Source organism: Microbacterium sp. NPDC055599 (assembly GCF_053618975.1).
Genome location: NZ_JBSHIM010000018.1, coordinates 37,213 through 60,771, shown reverse-complemented (window position 1 = coordinate 60,771; position 23,559 = coordinate 37,213). Strand labels below are relative to the sequence as shown.

Here is a 23,559-nt window from a genome sequence, read left to right as displayed (position 1 = left end):
CTACACCCCCAATCCCCCGCTCCCTGGGGGCTTGATCGATTCCCCGACATGGAGTACACGCCCCCGTATCCGAGGCGCGACAGACTGGCAACCCCCGCGAAGTCCTCCCCAGGAACCCTTATGGTCGATCCTCGGGAGGGGACCGCCGGTCTGCCGCTGGAGGGCAGCAGCGGGCTGGTGTTCGCCGTCTCGCGGCTGGGGGGCCAGTTGCGAGACGGCGAATCCACCCCGAGCAGAGATGTGGTGGCGAACACTCGGCTTCGCTCGTGTCCGCACGGCGACGTAGACTCACAGTTCTCGGCCGGAGGAAGGACACCACCGGCCATGGGGAACCCTGGGGCAAGACTCTCCGCCTACCGCGACTGGCAGTCGCAGCAGCAGTCCATCATCGACGCCGCCAAGCACGGACCCCTGCAGTCCCTCACCCCGCGCGAGCTCGACGCACGCGAGCAGCCGATGACGATCTACCCGCAACCGCGCCGCGTGCGCGCGTGGGTACGGTTCGGACCCGAAGCGATCCGAGTCGACGCGAAGCTCGTGCGCTCCACTCCCCTCGCCGCCGGCATCGAGTTCCGCGCCGGAGAACAGACCTACCGCTGCTGGGTATGGGGCAACGCCGTGCAGCTCGCCACGGACGAAGGGTAGCCCCTCACAGATCGGGGTTGTCAACCCGGTCAACCGTCTGAAACAGCGAGCGTAACCTCCTCCTCATGACCTGAGAGGATCACACCGTGCGCACGATTATCAGAGTCGACGGCAACGAGTATCCTCTCGCCGACGAAATCGACCCCCTCGACATCGTCGACCGCGTTCAAGCGATTGCACGAACAGGCCCCGGATTCCTTACCCTCTCCACCCCGTATGGCTTCCAGGCCATCCTCATCACCGCACGCAGCAGCGTCATGATCCACCAGCACCTGCACGATGAGAGCACGATCGAGCCGCAACCCATGCACACGATGGAGGACTGGGAGCTCTAGCATCACCACGCCGCCCCCGGCATGAACGCTTTAGTGAGGGGCGAGGTCGGTCAGAAGTGACACAACGCCGCCGCCCGGAAGCTACGACACGTTGGGGAGCGCGTCATGTCTACGGACAGCGAGCCGATTTGGCACGCCAAGATCACGTACATCGGAAAGCTTCGCGACGATGAGGCGATTGACGTCATGGACCGCCTCGCTCACAAGGGTGCGAGCATCGACATCGATCGCGATTTCAATGAAGTGTCCGTCGTCGCAACCTTGCGCGCACGTACACCCCTGCATGCCGCAGCCCGCCTCGCAGCGCTCCTCATCGACACCCGACGAATGGAGGAGGTCATCAGTCTCGAGGTGGCCGCGGCGGAACCCGCCCTCGATCGCCAGATCCCGGAGGCATACGACTACCCAATCGACGTCACGAGGCTCAGTAAGCTGGCCGGAGTATCGCTACTCGAGGCGCGTCAGTTCATCCGCTCGCCGAGCTTCCCTGACCCCGTTGCCACCGGATCGAATCCGCTCTTCTCGCGCTACGAAGTGATGCGGTGGCTCGCGAAACGCGCCATGCGGCAGTAGACCGGACGGCTCTCGGCAAGCACCCAGAATCGAATTACTCACGCGACTAGAGTTACTCGCGTGAGCACAGCCCCCCGTGCTCACAAGGAGCACCATCTGCTGCGACGCTGGGGCGACGAATGTTTTGGGGAACTTCGGCACAGACGATGACTCCCGCCCTGGGCCTCTACACGGGGGGCGGGTAGAGGCCCAGGGCATCAGCGCGGCAAGCGGCGAGCGCCGGTGCCACGCATGGGCCTAGCCCGAGCAGCCTCTCGAGCTTCGACTCGCTGAACCACGCGCGCGTCCGAGGCCGCGCGCGCCTTGGGCCCTGACAACGCACGCACCAGAATGTAGGCGATCGCGAGCGAGATCAGCGCTTGGAGCATGCGCGGGATGACATCCGGGTAGGACGCGTTGAACGAGATCCCGTAGGAGTAGGCCAGACCGATACCGGTCAGCGCCCACGGGTTGTCGCGTCGCAAGAGGAAGCCCATCGCCAGGGTGAGCAGGATGACGAATACCACGATGCCCACCCAGCCCTCGAAGATGTACACGTTGCCGAGCATCGTTGCGGACTGCGAGCTCGTGGGTGCACCGCCGAGTGCGACGCTCATCTGCGATCCGGTGTTGAGCGCGGGCCGATCTGAATCGAGGAAGCCAGGGATCAGACCTATACGAACGAGCGTGGGCATATCGAGCACTTCGAGTCCGGCTGGGCGCGGAACAAGCCGACCGACGAGCGCCATCTGTGTGTCGAGCTGGAGCCGTTCGAGCGGTGCGTCAGCGCTCACGGCGCCGGGCCCCGATACGGCCGCGCGTCGTAGCGAGTCACGGAAGTCGTAGATCGGCGGCCACAGGATCGGGATCGCCGCGAGCACGATGACGAGGGTGCGAAGGCGGATCAGTTTCGCGTACATCGCAAGGATCAGCACGGTCAAGATCAGCGCAGCCGACTGCCCCAGGATGGCCCGCGCTAGCCCCTCCACCAGGTATACGACGGCGACGATGGCGCACACCCAGAGCGCCGTCTTTCGGCTCACCTGGCCCTGACGGAACAGCCAGAGGATGAGAGAAACACCGAACAGCACCCAGAGGGTGAACGGCGCAGCGATCGAGACGATTGGCGACTCTGTCGCGACGCCAATCTGCACCGCGTAGGAGCCACGCCCACCGATCGACGACACCACCGTCGCGATGATCCCCACCGTCAGTACCGTGAACGCGGCTCGGGTTGCGACGGGGCGGGCCGTGGAGTTCGGCATCTTGATGGGCTGCATCATCAGTTCGATGTACAGCGCAACGACCACGGCGACAGCACAGATTCCGGCGATCAGACCGAAGGGCTCCGTGCTCTTCACAGCGGCCGGGATGACGACCATGGCGGCGAGTTGGATGCCGAGCAGGATTGTCACAGGGAAGCGCTCGACCCGCATGCGCGTGGGGTCGCCGACGATCCTTCTCGGCGTTGGGGGCTGAACGCGCATAGAGGCCACACTAGTGCGCTGGCATTCCGGTACCCTCGTCGCATGAAGTTCAGCGTGGTCCTCGCCCTCGGGATGATGCTGGTCGGTCTCGCCGTGGCCGGGATCGTGGACCACTGGGTCGCCCGACTCGTGGGCATCGCGATGATCGCGGGCGGCGCCTGGATCGCGTGGACGCGGCGCGCGGATCTGCGCGAGTCCTGGTCCAACGACGAATGACCCCCACCCGCCCGGAGGCAAGTGGGGGTCATCCCGGTTCAGATGCGCGACACCTGGAACCGCTTGAACTTCGACGCGCCCGCCGAGGCTGACGAGAACAAGCCGTGCACCGTGGAGGTGCCGAACTTCGTCTCATCGCCGCCCGCGAGCGTGTGCGAGAGAACCGGGAGGTCGTTGACCGTGACGCTCACGACCGCCCCGAAGACGTCCACCCGAAGCCGATACCACCGGTCCTGCTGGTACGTGCCGGCCTGAGTCGCGAGGGTGGTGAGGGTGCCGTCGCGCTTAGCGATCGTGACGGCCGTGGTGCTGAGGTAGATCGCCAGGTACTCCGTCGCGGAGACGCGGCGCGCGATCACCCCAGGCAGACCCCGGAGCTTCACGTCGACCTCGAGCGACACGTTCGCCACGCCGGCGTCTCGATACGCGTTCGATTGCGCCGTGCCGGCGGTCTCGCCAGCCTCCCCCGATGCGTAGTCAACCGCCCACGTGCCGAGCTGTGTGATCCAGCCAGGGCCGAGCCCGCTCAACGTCTCCGGAGCGATCGTGAAGTCGTCGAGCACGCGCACCCGCGACGCCGCCGGGGGCGTGCCGGGGAGCACGAGGGTCGGCGCGGCGCCAGGAGCGACCATGATCTTCGCGAGCCCGTCCGTCGGATGCAGCGTGACGGTCGCCGGGTCGTACGCGATGTTCGCGCCGGTGGCCGTACCGCGCACCTCCACGCCAATGCGCATCGCCTCGAGGACGACGCGCCCGACCCGGTGGCCGGCACCAGACCAGAGCGCGAGACCCCGCCATGCCTTCGCTCCGATGTTCTGGACGCGCACCGACTCGATCGAGTTGCGGACGCCAGCGAGGCTCACGTCGTGCAGGGTGCCTGCTGTGGTGTGCTTCACCTCGAAGTCGAACTCGCCGAACCGGCAGTCCGACCCCGACGTGAGGCGGAAGGGAATGCCGTCGGAGACCATGCGTACCACCGCCCGCGCGATGCGGACATTGCTCAGGGTGGTCGTCTGCGAGAGCGCGATCGATCCGTACGGGTCGACGCAGGTGTCGCCGAGCGACGAGACGAAGTCGATCGCGAAGTCCGTCGAGTCCATGACGTTGAGCACGCCCGGGCATCCCTGGGTGAGGAGCGAGGTGACGCGGCCACCGCGCATGCCCTTGAACTGGAACGCCTGACCCGGGACGACGCCGCCCTCAAAGCCGGACGCGATCGCGCTTCCGCATGACGCGTCGATGTTCTCGCCGTTGCTCCCCGAGAAGTACACCAGGTGCGGTGGACGCGGGCCGGCGACCGGGCAGCAGTAGCTTCCCTTGATCTCCTGGTAGGACAGCCGCTCGGTGCCGTGCGCGACCAGACCGAACTCGACGTTCTCGCACAGGAGCGTGCCGATCGACACGTCCTTCACCCGGTTGCCGATCGCGCCGGCGGTCCGGTCCCAGCTGGTGACGCGCACGACGGAGTCGAATCCCCGCCCCCGGATCCACGGGATCGCGAGGCGGTGGGCTCCCGTGTACGCGTTGATCACGGTCCACCGCGACGCGATGATCGACATCTCCCACGCGGCGTTCATGCCGGTGATGTCGAGCGAGTCGAGATCGCCGATCGCATCGACCCCGTCGATGGTCACGTCCGGCACAGTGATGTTGAACAGCGCCTGGCCGCCCACGCCCTGCCGGATCGGCGCGCCTGCCGCGTTGAGCGATGTTCCCGGCACAGACACCTCGAGCGCCCCGTTCACCAGGTATCGCCCGGGAGTCGCGGGGAGAACCCAGCTTCCGCCCTTGTCGAGGCACGCCTGGATACGAGCACGGTTGTCGGTCACGTCGTCGGCGACGAGGCCGTCGATGATGCCCGCGACCTCGCGCACAGCGGTCTTCGACGCGCTGGTGCCGGCCGTGCCGATCGCGGTGCCGATCGCCTCGTCAGTCGGCACGCCGTCGGTCCCGCTGAGGCCGTCGGCGCCGCGAGCTCGTCCCGCGTTCGCCACCTTCCCGGACTCGAACGTAACGATCAGATCGCCGTTCTCGATGATCCCGGTCTGAGCGACCGAGTCTGGCTGCGCCAGCTTCATGTGGATCACGCGCCCCTGGTCGGGACCGATCATTTCCGCCTCCGGCTCCACACCGGGAGGGAGTACTTCGGTGGTCATGGCGACGATGCGCGCGGCGGGGCCGCGGAGGTTCGTGATGGGGATGATGTCGGCCATGTCAGCTCACCAGCCTTAGCTCCCCGATGAGGGGGTCGTCGAGGGGCATCTCCTGCCCCTGCGAGGGGGAATACAGCCACCAGCCCTTGTAGCCGGGCGGCGGCGGATCGAGGGACACGAGCACGCTCTGCGGCGACAGGGGCGCACCCGGGAGCGAACCGATCGGCCCGCCCACCTCGGGCACGAACAGCCGATAGCCGAGCACGTCGTAGTGCGTGTACTCGCCGCCGGGCTGCAGGTGCTCGATCGACACGGTGTACCAGACCGTAGGCACGACACCGTCGGTCGCCTCGAGTGTGACCGACCCGTTCCCGGCGGCGTCGGGGATCACGACGATCGGGGTCGTGGGGAACAGCTGCGCCCCCTTCACGCCGGCCGACGAGGGCGTGAAGATGACGCGCGGCGACTTGTCGGTGAGCGTCTCCAGTCCGAAGTCGGTCAGCGTGAAGGTGACGACAGCCATCACTCCCCCTTGAGGTCTCGGCGCAGCTGCACGCGGTGCACGGCGCTTTCCTGGTCTGCGAGCGCCGCGGTCTCCGTCGCGAGGGCCTGCTGGACGAGCACCACGTCTGCGTAGTCCTTCGGGATGCCGTTCGAGGTGACGTTCAGCCACGCTACGAGACCGGCGAGCGGCGGGGCTGCCACGGCGACACCGAACTGCACGGCCGTGGCGACGATGTCGACCTGGCCGGTGATGATGCCGAGCACGACGGTGACGGAGATGCCAGCGCCGAGAGTTGCGGCGTACGCCTGGAAGGTGGTGCGGACGAACGCGCGCTTGGCCGCGAGTCGAACGGCGGCGGGAACGATGGGGTCGGTGGTCATGGGAGCACTCCTGTCGCTGGGTGGACACAGACGGTCGCCTGCGTCGGGGTGAACGGGCCGAGCTCGTTGTCGGCCATGGTGATCCAGCCGGTGACGGCGGCAGACCCGTCGGGGCAGAGCGGCCCCGCGGGTCCGGCGGGGCCGGTCGCACCCGCGGGCCCGGGAGGTCCGGCCGGCCCCGGGTCGCCCTTCGGCCCGGTCGAACCCTGGGCACCCTGCGGCCCGGGCTCTCCCGTGTCGCCCTTCGCGCCGGGAGCCCCGGGGAGACCCGCCGCGCCGGGCTCGCCGTCGTCTCCTGCAGGGCCAGACGGTCCGCGCGGGCCGGGATCTCCTGCGGGCCCGGGGACGACCTCGGCGGGCGCTTCGCCGTCCGGGTCGACGCCCTCGGCGAGCAGCTGCTCGTACAGGCTCTGCGCGTTCGCCTGCGACGCCTGCAGGTCGGCGTACATGTCCTGGTTCTCGGCGCGCAGCTGCGCGTTGTTCAGGGACACGAGGACGATCGCGCCGAGCACGAGCACGACGATCAGCGCGCCCATGACCTTGTAGCCGACGGTCCACATCTTCGTCGAGAACATGCTCAACCTCCTGCGATCTGCTGCAGACCGGTCGTCACGGTCCAGAGGACGATTCCGCCGATGACGGAGAGCACGGCACCGAAGCCGGCGAGGCCGATCGAGAACATCTGCTGGGCTCGGGTCTTCCGCTGCTCCTCCGCGATGCGGCGCGCTTCCTTCTCACGCTCGGCGTCCGCTTCCTCGAGGCTGCGCAGTCGCGCGTCCTGACGGTCGTCGCGCTCTTTCTGGTTGGCCTGGACCTGGGCGAGCATCGACGCGGTGACCATGTCCCGCGAGAGCCCGTCGAGGCGTCCGTTGATCTCCGCGCGAGTGTCCCGGAGGTCGCTGCGCAGGATGTTGAACAGGGACGGTGGGAGCTCCTCAGCCATGCGCACCTCCCCCGGCTACGCGCGCGTGCATCAGCTGTCGACGTCGGCCGTGAGCACGAGGCCGCGCAGCGCCTCCTTCGAGGCCCGCGTCGCGACCTCCTCGAGCGCCTTCATGTCGATCGTGCCGCCGCCCTTCAGCTGCGCCACGGCCGCGGCGAGGGCGGCGATCTGGCCGCTCTGAGCCATGACGAGCTGCTGCGTGTAGATGGAGATGTCGAGGAGGCCATAGAAGGCCTCCCGGTTCCCGTCCGGGCTGGCCCAGTTCATCTTCCGGACCTTGAGGTTCTCCGGGCCGAACAGGGCGGCGTAGGACGCATCAAGACGCTGGCGGTCCTGGTCAGTGAACATGTCGTCCTCCTCGGGACTCGGGTTGATCGTGCTGCCGCCGGCGGGGGTGCCGGTGACGCGTGCTGCGGTGTAGGCCATCGGGTCGACGGACTTGCCGTTGATGCGGATCTCGAAGTGGTCGCAGTTCCCAGACGCGTTGCCCGTGCTGCCCATGCGGCCGAGCGGGTCGCCGGGATCGACGCGGTCGCCGCGCTTCACGGCGAAGCTGGCGAGGTGCATGTGCACCTCGGTGACCCCGCCGCCGTGGTCGATCAGCACGGTGTTGCCGGCGGCGCTGTTCATCCATCCGGCGAAGGTCACCTTGCCGGTGCCCGCCGCGCGGACAGTGCTGTAGCCGATCAGGTCGGTGCCGTAGTGGAAGCTGAATGCGCCGACGTTCGGACGCGGACCGAAGGGGCTCGAGACGCGCGGGCGCGTCGTCGTCCCGTTGGGCCAGAGCATCATCGCTACTCCTCTCCTGCCCGCACGCCGGGAAGCTCCCAGATCGATGCGGGCTCGTCCGCGGTGCTCTCGGGCTCCTGCGGCTGCTCGGGTTCCGGCGTGGGCTCCGGCTCGGTCGGGATCTTCTCCTCGAGGGGGAAGTCGGCGCCTTCGCGTTCGGCCTTCACGATCCAGTCGACCTCGCGACCCGGGTCGCCGTAGATCGTGACCTTCCCGTCACGGGGCTTGTCGGCACCCACGAGGAAGGGCCGCCCGACCGCGGTGACGTGCACAGTCCGGCCGCCGGGCTTGTTCAGCGCCTCGAAGTACTCCGGCAGCTCGACAACCACGGACCCGTCCGGCCCGATGGCGGCCGTGCCCTTGTACTCGGTGCCGGACACCGGAGACTCGGTCGAGCCGTGGCGCAGCCAGTAGCCGGCCTTCGTGGGATGGGCGATGCGGAAGTTCTTCGGCCCGTCCACGTCGAGGCCGTCCGTGAGCAGGATGCCGCGGATATCGACGTCGTTCGGGATGAGCACCGCGTTCGCCGCTTCCAGCACGAGGATGCTCGACGAGTACACGCGGCCGCCGTAGCCGCCTGCCCGGTCGATCCGCAGCGGCCCGGCGAGGATGCGCCCGGTGCCGAGGGTGAGGTCGTTGTTCATCGTGACGGCGCCGTTGAGCGTCGTCGCGCCGGCCACGGTCAGCAGCCCGGCGATGCCCATCTGCCCGGAGGTGTAGAGGTCGCCGGTGACGTTGACCGTTCCGCGGAGGACCGAGGGGCCCCACCAGTCGAAGGTGCCGGAGCCGGTGAGGATGCCGGCGACGGTGGCTGTGCCGGTGACGTCGAGGCCGCCGTTCTCGATGGTGATGAAGCCGCCGCTGTGGACGCGCAGGCCGGCGCTGCCGATGCCGGAGCGCTGGATGAGCGCAGTCGTCTGGTCCTTGATCAGGCGGACGAGCTGGGCGTAGCTCATCTTGAGGTCGAGGTGGTCGACCATCAGGCACCTCCGGTCGGCTGGAACGCGACGCGCATCTGCTCGGACAGGTCACCGGAGATCCGGACGGCCTGGCGCGAGTGCCATCCGCTGGGGATCCACCAGTCGCGGTCGACGTGCATGCGCGCGGTGTCGCCGATGTCGATCTGGGTGTCGGCGGTCACGGTGACGTCCCACTGCTCGGTCGGCGAACCGAAGGTCTTGAGGTCCTGGATCGTGAGCGCTTGCAGCTGGACACTGTCCGCCACGGTTTTCGATGCGGTGACCCGCTCGAGCAGCGGGAGCGGTGAGGACGGGTTGACGTTGGATCGGGTGAGCATGTCCTGCTCGGACCCCTCGCCCACACGGATCGCGTTGTTGGTGACCCGGGCGGCGTCCTCGCGCCACTTCAGCGCGGTCACGGGTGACGTCGGGGTGGAGACATAGATGTCTCGGCTCAGGCCGCTAGTCCAGCCGATGCCGGCGCGCACGTACCAGTAAACCTTCCCCTGCTCCGACAGTCGCGGCTCGAGGTAGATCTCCAGGCCTTCCGCGACGAGCTCGGCGAACATGTCCGCCACCGTCTGCAGGTGGTAGCCGTAGTAGGTGCGGGTGACGGCGGGTGCGTCAGCGTGGCCGGGGATGGTGACGGGGAACATCGCGTTGGGCGAGCCGGTGTAGCTGTCTCGCGCCCAGATCAAGGCGACGTTCGCGTGAGTCGCGAGCGACGCGGTGATCGTGACCTGCCACTTCTCGACGCCGTTGATGGAGTGGTCAACGGCGAGCCGCTTTTCCAGCAGCGCCCACAGGTCGCCGAGCTGCACGTGCAGCAACGGCGACCCGAAGTCGTACTCGCGGCCGATGATGTACCCGGCGTACGCGACACGGTTCCCGCGCACGAGCGCGAGCATCCGCTCCCACGGGCGGGTCAGGCCGCGGAAGTCGAGGTCCCGCCAGGGTGAGGCGAGCGGGATCGTCGCAGATCCGTCGCCGCGAGCCGACAGCAGCCGGTCGTAGGTGAACGCGGTGACCGGCAGCCGGTCCAGCACGTCACCGGTGATGCCGTGGCAGGCGAGGACGGCGTGCTGCATGGGCACCTCCTGGTCAGACGAACGTGTCGGCGACGTCGATACGCAGCGCTCCGGCAGTGATCGTGTGGACGAACTCCGCCACCCCGGGCGCGATCGTCCACGGCTCCCACACGGAGATGCCGCCCTCGACGCGCACCCCGTTGATGAGCAGCCCGCCGGTCGCCGTGTCGATGACGTGCGGTTGCCCGGCCACGAGCGCCCGGGTGACGACGATTCGGCGCCCGCCGGGCCCGTTGATCGTGTACCCGCCGGGAGCGGTGCCGGTGACCGTGAACGTCGGCCATGCGGGGAAGTTGCCGAAGTGGGTGACGGGCACTCCGGCGGGGTACGGGTTCACCGCGCCGAAGCGTCGCGGGTCCCGGCACACGAACTGCCAGGTGAACGTCGCGCAGTGGAACCCTTCCCGGATGCCGGCGGGCTTGACCCGGGTCATGCCGCGGCGCGCGTTCGCCCAGGTGGTTTCTCCGTAGAGGTCGACCTCGACCTGGAAGGCGGCCCCGGTCGCGCCGAGCCACCGCAGCTGGTTTCCCCGGCGCACCCGGTCGGCGCCGGTGGGGGCGAGGATGACGCCCTCGACGGAGACGACGCGGGCCGACTGCAGCACCTCGAAGTCGAAGTCGCCGTGCTCCGAGGGGCGGGGGATCGATTCCGAGCGTGGCTCGGTCGAGTCCTCCCACCCCTCGAAGCCGTCCTTGGTGACGTAGAAGCCACCGGCGGGCGGGATGCCCTGCAGGGGTGCGCTTTCGATGAGGAGGCCGCCGGCGCGGATCCGCAGATCGTGCATCACAGCAGCCCCCTCAGCGTCGCCATCAGGTCGTTCTTCGTCATCTTCGAAGCGACCTCCGGGTCCAGGTGAGCGAAGTTGTTCGTCTGCTGCACCACCGGTGCGTCAGACGTTCCGCGCCCCGGCGCACCGTCGCTGCGGCCGCCGGTGGGCGGTGCTGCGGCGATGGTGGCGGTGACGGTCGTCATCGCCAGTTGCGCCTTGGCCGAGGCGTCCTTCGCGACGTCGACCAGCGTCGCCCCGAAGTCCCCCGCCCCGTCCTTCGCTCCCGCGTTGAACTGGTCGAGGGTTGCCCGGCCGGACTCCTTCAGCCGCCGCCACCCCGACCCCGACAGCGGGCCGCGCTTGGCGGGTGAATGGGGGAAGAAGTCGGTGATCGACTCGACGATGTCGCCGACGGCGTCACCGAGAGATCCGACCATGCTGAACAGGCCGTCGATGATGCCCTGGAGGATCTGCGCTCCGAGGCTGAGCCAGTCGACCTCGGCGAGCCCGTTCCAGATCGCTTCGATGATCTGCGGGATCATCGCCACGAGCTGCGGGATCGCTTCGATCAGTCCCGTGATGATCGAGACGAGCAGCTGGATGCCAGCCTCGATCAGCTGCGGCAGCATCGTCAGCAGCCCGACGATGAGCTGCAGCACGAGGGTGATCGCCGCCTCGATCAGCATCGGCAGCGCGTCGACCAGCCCCGTGATCAGCGACATCAGCAGCTGGATGCCTGCCTCGATGATCAGTGGCAAGTTCTCCACGATCGCGGTGATCAGGCCGAGCACGACCTCCAGCGTCGCGAGCGCGATCTGTGGCAGCGCCTCCACGAGCCCCTGCACGAGCGCGAGGAGCAACTGCACGCCGCCCTGGATGATCTGCGGCAGCGCGGCCACGATCGCGGTGAGCAGACCACCGACCAACTGCAGCGCGCCAGTGACCAGGACCGGCAATGCGCTGATGAGGCCGTCGACGAGAGCACCGACCACGGTGATCGCGCCGTCGATGATCGCCGGGAGATTCGACACGATCGCATCGATCAGCCCGGACACGAGCGCGACCGCGCCCTGCACCAGCAGCGGCACCGCCTGGACGATCCCGGCGATGAGGCTCTGCACGATCGACCCGGCAGCCGCGAGCAGCTGCGGGATCGCCGCGACCAGCCCGCCGATGATCGACGGCACGACGGAGACGACCTGGTCGATCAGCCCGGGAAGGGCCGCGACGATCTGGTCGACGATGCCGGTGATCCCGGTGGCGAGCCCGGCGAAGTCCCCGCCGGACAGTGCGAGCCCGGCGAACGCGGCCGCGACGATCCCGAGGGGACCGCCGAGCGCTGCCAGGGGGCCGGTGAGCCCGCCGAGCATCGACCCGACCAGCGGCAGCCGGGACAGGACACCGGCCAGCCCTCCGGCACCGAGCGCCGCGAACGCGGCACCCAGCGGCGCGAGCACACCGGTCAAGCCGCCCAGCCCGACGTCGGCGAGGGATGCGCCCTCCCCGATCTTGGTGAACAGGCCGGTGAGCCAGTCCATCGCGGGGCCGACGACGCGCACCAGCACGGCGCCGAACGCCTTGGCCCGCTCCTCGATGGGGCCGAGGGCGGAGGTCGCGGCCGCGATCAGCGGCCCGATCTTGGAGTAGACGGGCTCGAGCGCGTTCGCGCCGATGCGGCCCATCGCGGCGAGGAAGTTCTTCGCCGCGCCCGGGACGGTCTTACCCATCTCCGCGGCCACGGTGCCCGCAGCGGCTTCGGCCGCACGCGAGAACGTCTCGAAGTCGATCTTGCCCCGGGAGGCCATGTCGAACACTTCGCCGGCGGTGACGCCGAGCTGGTCCGCGAGGGCCTGATAGATCGGGATGCCACGGTCAGCGAGCTGGCTGATGACGTCGTTCTGGACACCGTTCGCCTGGGTGGCGGCACGGTTGAAGATCGACCCCATCTCTTCCATCGAGAGCCCCGCCGCGGAGGCGTTGTTCGCGATGTTCTTCAGGTGGGACTGCAGCTGCTCGCCAGGCTTGATGTTCGCCGCGACCGCGGCCGCCGCGACGGTGGCCGCCTCGCCGAGCCCGAAGCTCGTGCCGCGCACGGACGACATCGCGTCGCCCATGATGGTCTTCACCGACTCGGCGTCGTTCCCGAGGCCGGTGAGCTTCGCGCGGGCCGTGTCGATCGCGGTGAGGCGGCTGAAGCCCTTCCCGAACGCGACACCGATGCCGATCGCGGCGGCGGAGACCGCGCCGGTCGCGGCTGTCTGGATGCCGCGGCCGAGGGCACCGCCCGCGGCGGACGCGGCGCGACCGGCGGCGGAGACGACCCCCTGGAACGCGGAGGCCGCGGCCGATCCCAGCCGAGGCAGGCCGGAAATGAAGCCGCTGACCAGGCGCTGAGCGGCAGGGCCGCCGACGGAGGCGATCTTCGCGAACGCGCCCCGCACCTGAGTGGTGACCGGGCTCATCCACGACGCCACACGGGAGCCGAGCTTCACGAACGGCGACGCCAGGAGCGTCGCCTGAGCGGAGACGTACCCGGTGAGCGGGCTCAGCGCCCCGCGCACGGTCGATCCGACCGACCGTAGCGACTTCGACAGGCCAGCGGCGAGGCGGCCGCCGACCTGCGTGGCCAGCGACGTGAACGCGCGCGACGCCTGCGCGGCGGCGGTGCGGGCGATGGTGCCCAGCCGGGTCAGGCCCGACATGTCGGACGCTGCGCGCAGCACGCCCCCGATGGAGCCAGCGACGCCGGTGAACGCGGACTGTGCCGCACGGGCGTCGGTCCATCCGGCGCGGAGGTTCTGTGTCATCGCGCGCAGCGAGGTCGACGAGCGTCCCGCCGTGTCGGCGAGCTCGGCGGTCGCGGCGCGCGCGGCGGCCTGCGCTGCGGTGAGCCGCGCGGAGGCAGCGGTGACCGCGTCGGCCGCGACTGCGTGGGTGCGGCGCACCGCGGCGAGGCGCTCCTCGGCGGCCACGGCAACGGCGGAACCCGCGCCGGACTTCGCGATCGCTTCCTGCAGTCGCACCTCGGCGACGCGCACGCGCCCGGCCTCGTCCTGCTGCTTCAGCCGCGCCCGCGACAGGGCGGCGGACGCGGCCGCGACCTCGCCGTTCAGCTTGCGCATGGCGTCAGCGCCCAGCCCCGCCGCCGAGGTGTTCAGCGCGGACTTCAGGTCGCGCCCGAGCGCACGCCCGGCCGAGGTTCCCGCGCCCTTGAAGCCGCCTTCGAAGGTCTTCGCACCGGCGGCGCCCGCCGCCCGAGTCTCCTTCGACACGCGCGACTTGAACCCGGTCATCACCGGGAAGATCGACACGTGACCGGAACCGACCTCGGAGGACATCAGCACCCCCTTCGGGTCAGGACGAGAACACGAGGCCCGCTTCCATGTCGGCCTGCGCTTCGGCAACCTCCGCGGCGTCCGCGGTGGTCGTGGTGCGCCGCGGGTCAGGGAGAACCCACGGCACGAGCTTCTTGGACGCCTTCGGGCCGAGTGCGGCCACCAGCGACAGAAGCTCTTGGGTGGTCGCAGGATACGACCACCCGGCGAGCTTCGCGCCCAGGTGCGTTCCGGGGTCGGCAGCGGCTTCTTCGAGGAGGTCTCGCGCCTCTCCCCAGATGAGACCGTCGCCCAGGTCGGAGATTCCTACACCGAACGTCTCGCGCAGCGTGCGCGCGACGCTCCCTCGGTGCTCTCGGATGACCCGGGCGACGGCGATCATTCCGGGAAGGCCGCCTGCTGGACGCGCTGCAGCACCCGGAAGTACTTCTCGGCGAGGATCGCGCCCTCGACCATGTCCCGCTTCGAGAAGTCGGCCGCGAGCTGCTCGCCGCCCACCTTCTTGATGATGCTCTTGAACTGGTCGACGGGCGTGGTCCCGCTGGCCTGCATCTCGTCGACCTCGTCGAGCGTGAGGGTGAGCGGCACTTCGACGATCGTCCCGTCGCCGAGGCGGCCGATGAAGCGCTTCTCGACGATGATGTACTTCACCTCGGGGACGGCCGCGACGATCGCCTTCTCCTCGGCTTCCTCCGACCAGTTGTCGAAGTCGTACTCGGGCACCGCCGCCGGGGCGCTCTTGGATGTTGCCATGATGGTCTCCTTGTCGGGTCATCGGGTGGTGTCGGGTGGGGTATGAGTGGCTGGTCGGGATGACCCGACGACATCCCGACCAGCCGGTCTGTCAGGCCGCGGCGCCGGTGGCCCAGCTGTCGCCGTCCCAGTGCGCCTGGGAGGCGTCGCCGAGCACGACGTACTGGCCCGTGGTCCAGGCGGTGGTCTCGCCCAGCGCGCCGAGCGCCTGCAGCGCCGCGAGCGTCGCGGGCGCGGAGGCCCCGGCGGGGGTGAACGTGCCGGGTGTGCCGGCCGTGACGCCGGTCGCGGGGACGGAGCCGGGGATTGCGGGGCCCCACTGCCAGAACGGCGCACCGTTGAACAGCTCGTCCTCCTGCCAGGTGAACGTCACCGCGTTGCCCTCGACTTCGCCGCGCGTCTGCTGGTCAGGCTCGACCGCGGTGACCGACGCGACGCCGACCTGCCGCTTCTCGAGGCCGCCGCGGTAGCGGGTGACGACGTAGAGGATGAAACGGTTGCCGGGTAGCGAGGACGAGACCTCGATCACGCCGTTCTCGTCCGGCTCGGCGCCCTCGGTGAGCGCCATCACGGCGGCGTTCTGCTCGGCGAGGTTGATGACGACGGCGCGGGTGCCCTCACCAGCGAGCGTGTAGCCCTTCTGGAAGAACTCGATCGCGTCGCCGGTCTCGCGCGACGGCGCCGGACCGCCGTCGACCTTGTAGAGGCCGAGACGGCGGGCGGCGGCGGGCAGCACGAGCGGGCTCGCACCGAGGGCGGCCTTGTCGATGACGTTGGCGAGTGCGACCGGCGCGAATGCGCCCATGCCGGTGATCGGGACGCCAACGGCGGCGAGGTCGTTGCCCTGGGAATCGGCAGTCATGGGTGTTCTCCTTCACATGAAGAAGCCCCGCCGGTGCGGGGCTGGTGGGTGGGAACGGTCACGTCGACTGCCGACGCGTCCGCGGGTGGGTCGGGTGGTGGCTCACCAGGAGCCGGCGACGACGTACTGCGCGGTCATGTACCGCCGTGCGACGTCGAGTTCTTCGGGGACCGCATAGGGCCCGTTGCACCCGTCGAACTCGACCGAGGCGATCGGAGTCCCCTCGACGAGCGGGAGCGCGTCATCGAACAGGACACCGGCCAGCCATCGCGCGAGGTCGTTCGCGGGTGTGTCGTACTGCTTGGACCCGGCGAGCACGGATGCGCCGATCGACCGGTCGAAGGTGGTCCAGTCCATACGGGATCCGGAGTCGTCGCGGATGACGATCAGCGGCTTCCGCAACGGGACCGCCAGCGTCGCGGGCTCCTTGTTGCTCACCACGACCTCGACGGCCTCAGCGGCGGCGAGCTCGCGCACGTATCCGGTCAGCCACCGCTCGAGATCCGGGGGCGTGACCCTCATTGCTTGGCCTGCTTCAACGCTCGGGCGAGGTTGCCGGTCTTCGACTCGATGATCAGGGTCTTGTCGTCGGAGCCGACGACGCGGGTCGTTCGGCGATAGCGGGAGTCGTGGTGCTCGATGCGCAAGCCGTTCCGGTACTCCTCGGTATCGACGGGTGCGTTGGCCTGCGCGATCCCGAGAGCACGGTTGCCGATGCTGTCGACGAGGGCCTCCACCTTCGGCTGCCGAAGGATGGTCTCGAAGAAGCTCTCGTTGAACTCGACATCGGTGTCGCCGCTGCGAGCCATTGGGACCTCCTCGGGTCAGCCGACCGCGCGGGTCAGCGGGATCTCTCGCGACGGCGTCCAGCCGGTGAACGGGTTCGTGTCCGCCGCCGGCGGGATGCCGTCGATGCTGTAGACCGGCGCGCCCTCGGCGCCGTCTCGGATCCGGTCGCCCTTGGCGATGTCGAACTCGCCGTCGCAGAACAGGGACTTGGCCTCGAGCGCCTGATCGCGCGACGCGTTCGACAGCATCGACGTCGACGTCTGTGCGATGAACGCGCCCGTGATCGGGAGCACGTCGGGATCGTCCCAGTCGCCGGGGATCTGGGACGAGGGGTTGTACGGGTCTGGGATCATGCGGGCACGGAGCCGGTAGACGGTGCGGCCGTGCGGGAAGTTCATGCCGCTCACGATCTGTAGCTTTCGGGCCAGAGACGGCTGATAGGGCGCTCGGCGGGAAAGCTGCCGCGCGCGAGCCCTGTCCCCCGCGCGGCAGCGCAGATGGCGCGGAGCGCGCGGGTCGGCTGCCCCTCGAACGCGGAGGACACGTCGGAGTAGTCGACGCCTGCGGAACCAATGCGCTGGCCCTTGATCATCCGAGATCCGCGCATCTCCGAGTCCCGGTAGACGCGCTTCAGGATGGATACGACGTTCTTGCGCTCCTCGCTCTCGCCTGCGAGCGAGGAGAGGCAGGGGGCGATGTCGTTCGCGACGACGAGCACTTCGCGTGCAAGGTCCTCGTCGTTGCCGATCTCGTCGTGCGTGATCACGTCATCGCCCCCTTCTCGTTACTTCTTGGGCTTGCCAACCAGGCCGACGGCCTTGGCGTGCTTGATACCCTCGGCGGTAAACTCGTCGCCCACCGGGGTGCCGCGGTACACGTACCGCTCGCCGCCCGTCTTCAGCGGCAGGACAGCCACCGGTCCGATGACCTGCAGCGTGTCCGCCGCCGCCTCCGCCGCGGCGACGCGCTCGGCTTCGGCCTCGGCCGCCGCCTTCTCTGCCTCGGCCTTGTCAGCTGCCGCCTTCTCAGCTGCCGCCTTGTCGGCTGCGGCCTTCTGCTCCGCGCTCTGCTGCGCGTTCTGGCCGGCCATCAGAGGCCCGTGCCCGTCAGCTGGACACCGGCGAGAGGCTCGGTGACGACGGGGACCGTGACGCGGCGACCGCGGAGCTTGTAGCCCTCGGCGTCGTCGTCGCGGATGGACTTGACCTCGACTCCGAAGTCGCCCGCGGAGGCGTAGCCGGGGCCGCCGAGCTTCTCGTCGGCCATGCCACCGAGGTTGTCGCGGTCCACCAGGAGCGGGTTGGCGCCCTGGAAATGCGGCGTGGTGGCCCATGTGAGGCCGAGCGCGTCGACGGGCAGGTTGCCCTGGATCGCCGTCGCGCCGGACTCCCGCGGGAGCGCCTTGTCGTCGATGAGCATCGCGATGACCTTCGCGTACTGCGCGGGACGCAGCACGACGGTGTCGAGCTCGAAGCCGAGGCCCAGCTCGGCGCGCTCGGCCTGGATGGTGAGGATGGCCTCGACGGCGGCGCCGGCGGTGTCCCACGTCGCGACCGAGTTGAACGTGCTGGACACGCGCGACGCGATCACGGCCATGGCGACGGAGTCGACGAAGCGGATGATCGAGTTCGACACACGCTGGATGCCGCGGTCGACGGGGACGCGGCCCTGGCGGGCGATCTTCTCGTCGGACACGATCGTGTCGAGGCCCCACTTGTCGGTCTTGGCGGACACGACCGTGCCGTCCTCGAGCACGACGAGCGGGTACTCGCCCAGCGGGCCGACCGCTTCGGGATCGCCGTCTGCGAAGACCGGCTCGCCGGTCTCGTAGAAGATGCCGCCGCCGGTCGCGTCGTAACGCGCGGGGAGCAGCCAGTCGGCGATGAACTTCATCTTCGTGATGTCCGCCACGCGGCGGGCGATGAGGCCCTTGTTGGACAGGAACAGATGCAGCTGCTCCGTGGTGAGCGTCCCCGTGGGGTGCTTCACCGGGTAGGTGTAAGACACGTCATCTCCTCTCAGATGAACAGGACGTCGATGACGTCGTTGTCGGCGGCCGCCGCCTCGAGGGCGAGGCCGATGGGGTTGGTTGTCGCGCCGATGGTCTGGATCTTCCCGGCCGCAGCCGAGGAGACCTTGACACCGGCCGCGATCGCGCCGCTCGCGGTGAGCTGCTGGACGCCGCCGGCGCGTGTGAACACGGTGACGCGCTCTCCGGCCTTGGCGTCGAAGCCCGCGACGCCGACGACGGCGGCGGAGTCGGCTCCGGCGGGGCCGACGGTGCGGTTGCCGGTGACGGCCACGAGGCGGCCTCCGGTCACGTCAGCGGACGCGGTGAAGGTCACCGCCTGGCCCGGCTTGAACTTGGGCAGGTAGTCAGCCATCTCAGGCCTCCGTCTCGGTCGTGTCGCCGGTGAACGCGGCGTACAGGGCGTCGTCGCTGCTGGTCAGCGTGTCGGAGTGTCCGACCTCGTTGACCGCGACGGCGGTGTTCGTGGGGAGCGAGGCGAGCACGCTGGCGTACTCCTTCTCGTCCTTATCGAGCCGTGCACGCCACTCGTCCTTGGACTTCGGGGTGATGCGGCCGGTGCGCAGGGCGTCGGCGACGATCCCGTCGCGGCGGGTGCGGTCCTGCTCGGCGCGGGCTTCGGCGCCGAGTCGCGCGTTGGCCTGGGTCTCTTCCCAGACCGTCGCGTCGACGGCGATGGTGCCTTCGGGCAGGGCGGTGGAGGCGGCAGCGGGCGTCTCCGGGTCGTCGGCATGCTCCGCGAGCGCCTCGTCGACGGCTGCGAGCAGCTCGTCATCGGTGGCGTTGGCATCGGTCACGCCGAGCCGCTCACGGAGGCCAGCCGTCAGATCGCTGTAAGCCACAGCTTCTTCCTTTCGGTTGGGGTCACCCGGCTCGGGCGAGCTCGGGAGCTTGGGGCGCGCGGCGGACTGTGCGCGCGCGGGGATGAACGGGGCGGATGCGGCCTCGCGGCCGGGGTGCTGCCACCCGAAGACGCGGGCGGCGTCCCGGATGGGGATGACGTTGCGAGCCGCTTCTGCGTCGACGTCGTCCTCGTCCTCCGTGTGCAGCGCAGCGACGCGATCCGCGAGCCCTGCTTCGACGGCCTCCTCGGCCGTGTACCAGGTCTCGGCCTCCATCGCGGCGCGCCACTGCTCGGCGTCTCCGCCGGCTCGCTGCGCATACAGCCCGGCAAGGGTCTGGGACAGCTTGTCGAGACGTTCGGCGGCCTTCTGCAGCACGGATGCCTGGCCCCATGCGATCGACCATGCGTCGTGGATCATCAGCCGGGAGCCCGCGCCCATGACGATCTCGTCAGCGCCGAGGATGACGATCGTGGCCGCGGAGGCGGCGAGGCCGTCCACGAACGCCGTCACCTTCGCCTTATTCCGCGCGAGCGCGTTCATGATCGCCACGCCGTCGTCGGCGATTCCGCCGGGCGAGTTGACGTACATCGTGATCTCGTCGACGTCGAGCGTGTCGAGCTCGCGCACGAGGCTGGGAGACGCGACGTCGTCCCACCACTCGTTGCTGCCGATCGTGCCGTAGACGTGCAGGAGCGCGGAGCGGCGCTCCTCGTCGTGCTGCAGCCGGAACCAGTCGCGGCCAGCGAGCAGGTCTCCGATGTTCGATGTCGTGCTCATGCGGCCTCCTCGGCGCTCTTCTTGGTCGGTGTTGCGGTGAGAAGGTCCTCCACGGGGAGGCCCCACCGGTCGCGCACGTACGCGCGCAGCGGTTCGTCGACGACGAGCGCGCCGCACTCGATGAGTGCCTTGATGACCTCCGCGGTGACGGGCTGGCGTTCGCCGATGGGAGCCGGAACCAGGCGCGGTGCCGGCTCCTCCGGCCCCCAGTTCGCGTCGACGAGATCCTCGATGACGTGCTGATCGACAACATCCGCGACATGCTCGGCGATCGTGTTCAGCGAGTCGGTGAAGAAGCTGCCGAGCACGTCACTGAGTGCGTACGAGCCCTTGGAGTTATTGCCGCCGAGGTTGAGGAAGTTCGCCAGCACGGCGCGGGCGATCTGCTCGTCGTAGTAGCGGATGGCCTGGTCCGTGTCGGGCAGTTTGCCGGTGACGCCGACGAACTTCATGTCAGAGCCGTGCGGGAGGCTGACGCCCGCCGCGTCGCCCGACCGTGCTTCCTTCGCGATCTTCTCGTTGTTCTTGATCTGCTCGTCGAGCCAGTTCACCGCGGCGTCGAAGTCGTCGCCCTCGGGAGGCTCCGCGGAAATCACGACCGGCAGCCCGAGGCCGTTCCGCTCGGCGGTCAGCGCCTGGATGCGCAGCACGCGATCCTTCAGCACGAACATCTTGTATGCAGCTCGCAGCAGCGACTCGCCGATCCAGTTGGCACCCTCGCGCTCGTTGACGAACGCGACGACGCGGTCGACCGGGATGCGGACGTCGTTGCGGCCGGCGACACCGTGCTGCTTGATCGCGACGAGGCCGCCGTCCGAGGCAACCTCGATGTCGGAGATCGTACGCGGCGGACGCCAAGCGAGCTTCGCGATGTGGGCGAGGCCGCTGTCGTCGATCGAGTAGACCTGCTCGAAGAAGCTGTGACCGTAGACGAGCTCGAGCAGCGCGAGGCGGAGGAACTCGTGGAACGAGAACCGCCCCTTGCGTCGGCGCGGCGCGACGAACGGCTTCCCCTTGACCGCCAGACCGAGGTCGCGCGCGACATGCTCGGTGACCTCGTCGCGGCATCCGCTGCCGTCGATCACCCAGTCGGTACGCATCAGGGGGAGCGTGACGGCGCGGAGCACGGACTTCACCTGCGGGTCTTCGCGGCGCATGCGGTCGAACACGTTGTTCGACTGCGGCCACTGCAGGTCCGGGTTCCGCTCCCCCACCCACGCCAGCAGCGACGCCCACGTCACGACGCCCGGGTCCGCCTGGTATCCGATCTCGGTCAAGGCGGACCTCCTTCTCAGAACTGGAACGTTGCGAGGTTGACCTCGTCGCGTTCGATGTCGTCTCGGCGGATGACGACCGCTGCCGGCGGCCGCGGCTTGCGCTTTTTCGGGGACGCCTCAGACTTCAGGACGCCCCACAGCGCCCACGTGATGGCCTGAGCCATGGACACGGGCTTGGTCGGGTCGGACTGCTCCCAGGTCACACCGGCGCGGCCGATGTTGCGGATGGTCGCCAGCTCGAGCGAGCGCGTGACCTCGTCCTGGGGACGGTGCGGGACGAGCCCGGCGTTCACGTGCTCGATGAACAGGGTGTGAGCGGCAGCGATCTCGTCGAGGTTCATCGCGAGGTACTTGATGCCGGCGGCGTCGAGCGCGCCGATCACGGCGGCCGCGTTCTTCGCGTCGAGCACGACGAGCGCGTTGCCGTACTGCGCCTTGAGCTCCTTGAGCTTCGGGGCGATCCAGCGGGTCCCGGCGGCGGTGTGGAGGTGCTCGACGGCGATCGATTCGGAGTCGACGCGGACGGCGGCGCCGATCGTGCCGTACCCGCCACCGCGGCCGAGGGCGAGCGAGAGCACGACGCCGTCGCCGCCTACCGCGGCTGCCTCGTCGGCGTGCCGCTTCCACACCTCGAGGTCGAGGTCGGACAGCTTCGCGGCGACCTCGGGGCGGCGACTCGGCCAGATCGAGCAGCGCTGACGTGCGAACGCATCCGGGTTGGTCTGGCCCATGCGGTTCCAGTCGTCCTCGACGGTCTTCCATGCGAGGCGGATGCCGAGGCCCGGGTTTCCTTCGCGCCACGTCTGAGGGTCGCCGAGGTCGATCTTCGCCGCGGTGTCAGGGTCGTCGGATCCGACCGGGGTGTGCTCGATCCATCCGGTGCGCTCGAGACCGCCCTTGCGTCCGCGGTCGCGGAGGCCCTCGAAGTACTCACCGTCTTGGTCCTCTTTCGGGACCGTGCCAGTGAACAGCACCTGCTTGTTCGGGCTGGCGTCGGTCGCGGGTAGCAGCGCCTCGAGGATCGTCAACGGGGTGTGCTGAGCCTCATCGACGATCAGCACGTCGAAGGAGACGCCGACGCCGGCCGCTCCGGTGCGGGTGAAGAACACCAGTCGGTTGCCGTTCTTCAGCTCGATCGCCCAGTTGCCGTTTCCAGTCGAGATGCCCGTCACACCCTGCGCGGTCTGCTTGCCACCGCCGACGAGCTCGGCGCGCAGGATCGGTGACGCCAGGATGATGCGGCGGGCGCGGCGGAACGCCTCGCGGGCCGTCGCGCCCTCGTGTGCGGTGTGGCCGATGAGCTTCGGTGCGCCGTCTTCCCGCGGCCAGAGGTACAGGTGGGCGAGCTCGTACGGGAGCAGGATGTTGCCCTTGCCCTGCTGGCGGGAGACGAGGATCCCGAACTCGGTGGCGGCCCACTGGCCCTCGGCGTCAATGGACGCGACCGCTTCGAGTGCGCCCTCCTGCCAGGGGTCGCACTGGACGTTGGCGAGGTCACAGATGTCGAGGACATCGTCCAGGAGGGTGTCGACGCGGCTAGCCGGTAGCGCCCTGACCCGCGGCTCTTGCAGCCCGAGCAGCTCGAGCTTGGGCGAGTTGGTCGGCAAGGCTCAGCTCCTTCGGCGGCTCCGCTGGCCCGCGTGTCGCTTCAACCGCCTTCTGGAACACGGTGGCGATCGGAGCGATGCGGGTCGGGTCCTTCTCCGCCACGGTCTTGAACACCGTGCGGAGTGTGTCGACAATGAGCTTCATGTCGTCGGTCTCGCCACCCGACTGGTCAGTGGCGTCGGCGTCGGCGTCACCGTCGGCGTGCCCGGCCTCGGTGGCCGCATTGAATCTGGGCGACTTGCGACTGGACGACTTCCGCCCGGCTTCGGTATGCGCGCGGCGGCACGCCTCGTCGACCTCGACGCCCTCGCGGAGGTGTCGACGGTAGGCCGCGTCGGTGCCACAGGGCGCCTTCGGACGTCCCATAACTCCCCCTGACTCCCCAATTCCCCCACGCGGTGTTTTTACCTGCGGAGAGAGCCGCCAGGACCGCGCGGGAGGTGGGCAGCGACCGGGCGACCCT

Annotated in this window: 29 protein-coding genes; 4 read left to right on the top strand and 25 right to left on the bottom strand. The window is 69.2% G+C overall.

Features of this window, described 5'->3' with window-relative positions; all coding sequences use genetic code 11:
- The first annotated feature begins 324 nt into the window (after nt 1-324).
- The 3 genes from ACWGQ1_RS16270 to ACWGQ1_RS16260 all read left to right on the top strand — a co-directional run bounded on the left by ACWGQ1_RS16270 (nt 325) and on the right by ACWGQ1_RS16260 (nt 1,553).
- A complete protein-coding gene (locus ACWGQ1_RS16270; RefSeq protein ID WP_452313357.1) occupies nt 325-645 on the top strand; it encodes a hypothetical protein in 321 nt (106 codons plus the stop codon).
- Nucleotides 646-731: 86 nt separating this feature from the next.
- A complete protein-coding gene (locus ACWGQ1_RS16265; protein ID WP_452313356.1) occupies nt 732-980 on the top strand; it encodes a hypothetical protein in 249 nt (82 codons plus the stop codon).
- A gap of 105 nt (nt 981-1,085) precedes the next feature.
- On the top strand, nt 1,086-1,553 hold the full coding sequence (locus ACWGQ1_RS16260; RefSeq protein ID WP_452313355.1) for a hypothetical protein: 468 nt from the start codon (nt 1,086-1,088) through the stop codon (nt 1,551-1,553).
- Between the two features lie 197 nt (nt 1,554-1,750).
- Here the strand turns inward: ACWGQ1_RS16260 and ACWGQ1_RS16255 are convergent, their stop codons facing one another.
- Entirely contained in the window at nt 1,751-3,019 is a 1,269-nt protein-coding gene (locus ACWGQ1_RS16255; RefSeq protein WP_452313354.1) for a hypothetical protein, read from the bottom strand.
- A gap of 42 nt (nt 3,020-3,061) precedes the next feature.
- Here ACWGQ1_RS16255 and ACWGQ1_RS16250 point away from each other — a divergent pair, with 42 nt between their 5' ends.
- A complete protein-coding gene (locus ACWGQ1_RS16250) occupies nt 3,062-3,235 on the top strand; it encodes a hypothetical protein (RefSeq protein WP_452313353.1) in 174 nt (57 codons plus the stop codon).
- 38 nt (nt 3,236-3,273) lie between these two features.
- Here ACWGQ1_RS16250 and ACWGQ1_RS16245 read toward each other — a convergent pair whose 3' ends face one another.
- The 24 genes from ACWGQ1_RS16245 to ACWGQ1_RS16130 all read right to left on the bottom strand — a co-directional run bounded on the left by ACWGQ1_RS16245 (nt 3,274) and on the right by ACWGQ1_RS16130 (nt 23,462).
- Nucleotides 3,274-5,448, bottom strand: coding sequence for a hypothetical protein (locus ACWGQ1_RS16245; RefSeq protein WP_452313352.1), 2,175 nt, complete (start codon nt 5,446-5,448; stop codon nt 3,274-3,276).
- A gap of 1 nt (nt 5,449) precedes the next feature.
- Entirely contained in the window at nt 5,450-5,911 is a 462-nt protein-coding gene (locus ACWGQ1_RS16240) for a hypothetical protein (protein WP_452313351.1), read from the bottom strand.
- A complete protein-coding gene (locus tag ACWGQ1_RS16235; protein WP_452313350.1) occupies nt 5,911-6,273 on the bottom strand; it encodes a hypothetical protein in 363 nt (120 codons plus the stop codon). The genes ACWGQ1_RS16240 and ACWGQ1_RS16235 overlap by 1 nt, the downstream gene beginning before the upstream one ends.
- Nucleotides 6,270-6,848, bottom strand: coding sequence for a hypothetical protein (locus ACWGQ1_RS16230; RefSeq protein WP_452313349.1), 579 nt, complete (start codon nt 6,846-6,848; stop codon nt 6,270-6,272). Before ACWGQ1_RS16230 ends, ACWGQ1_RS16235 begins: the two co-directional genes overlap by 4 nt.
- 2 nt (nt 6,849-6,850) lie before the next feature.
- Nucleotides 6,851-7,216 carry a hypothetical protein gene (locus tag ACWGQ1_RS16225; protein ID WP_452313348.1) on the bottom strand — a complete coding sequence of 122 codons (366 nt, stop codon included), beginning with the start codon at nt 7,214-7,216 and terminating at the stop codon, nt 6,851-6,853.
- A 30-nt stretch (nt 7,217-7,246) separates the two neighbouring features.
- On the bottom strand, nt 7,247-8,008 hold the full coding sequence (locus tag ACWGQ1_RS16220; protein ID WP_452313347.1) for a peptidoglycan DD-metalloendopeptidase family protein: 762 nt from the start codon (nt 8,006-8,008) through the stop codon (nt 7,247-7,249).
- Nucleotides 8,009-8,010: 2 nt separating this feature from the next.
- On the bottom strand, nt 8,011-8,985 hold the full coding sequence (locus tag ACWGQ1_RS16215; RefSeq protein ID WP_452313346.1) for a hypothetical protein: 975 nt from the start codon (nt 8,983-8,985) through the stop codon (nt 8,011-8,013).
- Nucleotides 8,985-10,052: a hypothetical protein gene (locus tag ACWGQ1_RS16210; RefSeq protein WP_452313345.1), complete on the bottom strand. Its 1,068-nt coding sequence runs from the start codon at nt 10,050-10,052 to the stop codon at nt 8,985-8,987. Before ACWGQ1_RS16210 ends, ACWGQ1_RS16215 begins: the two co-directional genes overlap by 1 nt.
- Before the next feature lie 13 nt (nt 10,053-10,065).
- On the bottom strand, nt 10,066-10,839 hold the full coding sequence (locus tag ACWGQ1_RS16205) for a hypothetical protein (RefSeq protein ID WP_452313344.1): 774 nt from the start codon (nt 10,837-10,839) through the stop codon (nt 10,066-10,068).
- Nucleotides 10,836-14,159 (bottom strand): tape measure protein, encoded by a 3,324-nt coding sequence (locus ACWGQ1_RS16200; protein WP_452313343.1) that lies wholly within the window; start codon nt 14,157-14,159, stop codon nt 10,836-10,838. The genes ACWGQ1_RS16205 and ACWGQ1_RS16200 overlap by 4 nt, the downstream gene beginning before the upstream one ends.
- A 16-nt stretch (nt 14,160-14,175) precedes the next feature.
- Nucleotides 14,176-14,538 carry a hypothetical protein gene (locus ACWGQ1_RS16195; RefSeq protein WP_452313342.1) on the bottom strand — a complete coding sequence of 121 codons (363 nt, stop codon included), beginning with the start codon at nt 14,536-14,538 and terminating at the stop codon, nt 14,176-14,178.
- Nucleotides 14,535-14,909 (bottom strand): hypothetical protein, encoded by a 375-nt coding sequence (locus tag ACWGQ1_RS16190; protein ID WP_452313341.1) that lies wholly within the window; start codon nt 14,907-14,909, stop codon nt 14,535-14,537. Before ACWGQ1_RS16190 ends, ACWGQ1_RS16195 begins: the two co-directional genes overlap by 4 nt.
- Nucleotides 14,910-15,000: 91 nt before the next feature.
- Entirely contained in the window at nt 15,001-15,771 is a 771-nt protein-coding gene (locus ACWGQ1_RS16185) for a hypothetical protein (RefSeq protein WP_452313340.1), read from the bottom strand.
- 102 nt (nt 15,772-15,873) lie between these two features.
- Nucleotides 15,874-16,293, bottom strand: coding sequence for a hypothetical protein (locus tag ACWGQ1_RS16180; RefSeq protein ID WP_452313339.1), 420 nt, complete (start codon nt 16,291-16,293; stop codon nt 15,874-15,876).
- Nucleotides 16,290-16,580: an HK97 gp10 family phage protein gene (locus ACWGQ1_RS16175; protein WP_452313338.1), complete on the bottom strand. Its 291-nt coding sequence runs from the start codon at nt 16,578-16,580 to the stop codon at nt 16,290-16,292. The genes ACWGQ1_RS16180 and ACWGQ1_RS16175 overlap by 4 nt, the downstream gene beginning before the upstream one ends.
- A gap of 15 nt (nt 16,581-16,595) precedes the next feature.
- Complete coding sequence (locus ACWGQ1_RS16170; RefSeq protein WP_452313337.1) at nt 16,596-16,967, bottom strand: hypothetical protein; 372 nt, start codon at nt 16,965-16,967, stop codon at nt 16,596-16,598.
- Nucleotides 16,964-17,326, bottom strand: coding sequence for a hypothetical protein (locus ACWGQ1_RS16165; RefSeq protein WP_452313336.1), 363 nt, complete (start codon nt 17,324-17,326; stop codon nt 16,964-16,966). Before ACWGQ1_RS16165 ends, ACWGQ1_RS16170 begins: the two co-directional genes overlap by 4 nt.
- Before the next feature lie 18 nt (nt 17,327-17,344).
- Complete coding sequence (locus tag ACWGQ1_RS16160; RefSeq protein ID WP_452313335.1) at nt 17,345-17,650, bottom strand: hypothetical protein; 306 nt, start codon at nt 17,648-17,650, stop codon at nt 17,345-17,347.
- Complete coding sequence (locus ACWGQ1_RS16155; protein WP_452313334.1) at nt 17,650-18,567, bottom strand: phage major capsid protein; 918 nt, start codon at nt 18,565-18,567, stop codon at nt 17,650-17,652. The genes ACWGQ1_RS16160 and ACWGQ1_RS16155 overlap by 1 nt, the downstream gene beginning before the upstream one ends.
- Nucleotides 18,568-18,578: 11 nt before the next feature.
- Nucleotides 18,579-18,944, bottom strand: a complete 366-nt coding sequence (locus ACWGQ1_RS16150; protein ID WP_452313333.1) for a capsid cement protein — start codon at nt 18,942-18,944, stop codon at nt 18,579-18,581.
- 1 nt (nt 18,945) lies between these two features.
- Nucleotides 18,946-20,211, bottom strand: a complete 1,266-nt coding sequence (locus ACWGQ1_RS16145; protein ID WP_452313332.1) for a head maturation protease, ClpP-related — start codon at nt 20,209-20,211, stop codon at nt 18,946-18,948.
- Nucleotides 20,208-21,488, bottom strand: coding sequence for a phage portal protein family protein (locus tag ACWGQ1_RS16140; RefSeq protein WP_452313331.1), 1,281 nt, complete (start codon nt 21,486-21,488; stop codon nt 20,208-20,210). The genes ACWGQ1_RS16145 and ACWGQ1_RS16140 overlap by 4 nt, the downstream gene beginning before the upstream one ends.
- A gap of 14 nt (nt 21,489-21,502) precedes the next feature.
- Nucleotides 21,503-23,095: a hypothetical protein gene (locus tag ACWGQ1_RS16135; protein ID WP_452313330.1), complete on the bottom strand. Its 1,593-nt coding sequence runs from the start codon at nt 23,093-23,095 to the stop codon at nt 21,503-21,505.
- Nucleotides 23,025-23,462, bottom strand: a complete 438-nt coding sequence (locus ACWGQ1_RS16130; RefSeq protein WP_452313329.1) for a hypothetical protein — start codon at nt 23,460-23,462, stop codon at nt 23,025-23,027. Before ACWGQ1_RS16130 ends, ACWGQ1_RS16135 begins: the two co-directional genes overlap by 71 nt.
- Nucleotides 23,463-23,559: the final 97 nt, after the last annotated feature.

Coding starts and splice junctions, on each gene's coding strand:
- ACWGQ1_RS16195 (WP_452313342.1), bottom strand. CDS start 14,538: ATGATCGCCGTCGCCCGGGTCATCCGAGAGCACCGAGGGAGCGTCGCG.
- ACWGQ1_RS16270 (WP_452313357.1), top strand. CDS start 325: ATGGGGAACCCTGGGGCAAGACTCTCCGCCTACCGCGACTGGCAGTCG.
- ACWGQ1_RS16260 (WP_452313355.1), top strand. CDS start 1,086: ATGTCTACGGACAGCGAGCCGATTTGGCACGCCAAGATCACGTACATC.
- ACWGQ1_RS16150 (WP_452313333.1), bottom strand. CDS start 18,944: ATGGCTGACTACCTGCCCAAGTTCAAGCCGGGCCAGGCGGTGACCTTC.
- ACWGQ1_RS16255 (WP_452313354.1), bottom strand. CDS start 3,019: ATGCGCGTTCAGCCCCCAACGCCGAGAAGGATCGTCGGCGACCCCACG.
- ACWGQ1_RS16190 (WP_452313341.1), bottom strand. CDS start 14,909: ATGGCAACATCCAAGAGCGCCCCGGCGGCGGTGCCCGAGTACGACTTC.
- ACWGQ1_RS16240 (WP_452313351.1), bottom strand. CDS start 5,911: ATGGCTGTCGTCACCTTCACGCTGACCGACTTCGGACTGGAGACGCTC.
- ACWGQ1_RS16215 (WP_452313346.1), bottom strand. CDS start 8,985: ATGGTCGACCACCTCGACCTCAAGATGAGCTACGCCCAGCTCGTCCGC.
- ACWGQ1_RS16220 (WP_452313347.1), bottom strand. CDS start 8,008: ATGATGCTCTGGCCCAACGGGACGACGACGCGCCCGCGCGTCTCGAGC.
- ACWGQ1_RS16245 (WP_452313352.1), bottom strand. CDS start 5,448: ATGGCCGACATCATCCCCATCACGAACCTCCGCGGCCCCGCCGCGCGC.
- ACWGQ1_RS16230 (WP_452313349.1), bottom strand. CDS start 6,848: ATGTTCTCGACGAAGATGTGGACCGTCGGCTACAAGGTCATGGGCGCG.
- ACWGQ1_RS16250 (WP_452313353.1), top strand. CDS start 3,062: ATGAAGTTCAGCGTGGTCCTCGCCCTCGGGATGATGCTGGTCGGTCTC.
- ACWGQ1_RS16160 (WP_452313335.1), bottom strand. CDS start 17,650: ATGGCCGGCCAGAACGCGCAGCAGAGCGCGGAGCAGAAGGCCGCAGCC.
- ACWGQ1_RS16235 (WP_452313350.1), bottom strand. CDS start 6,273: ATGACCACCGACCCCATCGTTCCCGCCGCCGTTCGACTCGCGGCCAAG.
- ACWGQ1_RS16185 (WP_452313340.1), bottom strand. CDS start 15,771: ATGACTGCCGATTCCCAGGGCAACGACCTCGCCGCCGTTGGCGTCCCG.
- ACWGQ1_RS16210 (WP_452313345.1), bottom strand. CDS start 10,052: ATGCAGCACGCCGTCCTCGCCTGCCACGGCATCACCGGTGACGTGCTG.
- ACWGQ1_RS16175 (WP_452313338.1), bottom strand. CDS start 16,580: ATGGCTCGCAGCGGCGACACCGATGTCGAGTTCAACGAGAGCTTCTTC.
- ACWGQ1_RS16180 (WP_452313339.1), bottom strand. CDS start 16,293: ATGAGGGTCACGCCCCCGGATCTCGAGCGGTGGCTGACCGGATACGTG.
- ACWGQ1_RS16225 (WP_452313348.1), bottom strand. CDS start 7,216: ATGGCTGAGGAGCTCCCACCGTCCCTGTTCAACATCCTGCGCAGCGAC.
- ACWGQ1_RS16145 (WP_452313332.1), bottom strand. CDS start 20,211: ATGAGCACGACATCGAACATCGGAGACCTGCTCGCTGGCCGCGACTGG.
- ACWGQ1_RS16200 (WP_452313343.1), bottom strand. CDS start 14,159: ATGTCCTCCGAGGTCGGTTCCGGTCACGTGTCGATCTTCCCGGTGATG.
- ACWGQ1_RS16130 (WP_452313329.1), bottom strand. CDS start 23,462: ATGGGACGTCCGAAGGCGCCCTGTGGCACCGACGCGGCCTACCGTCGA.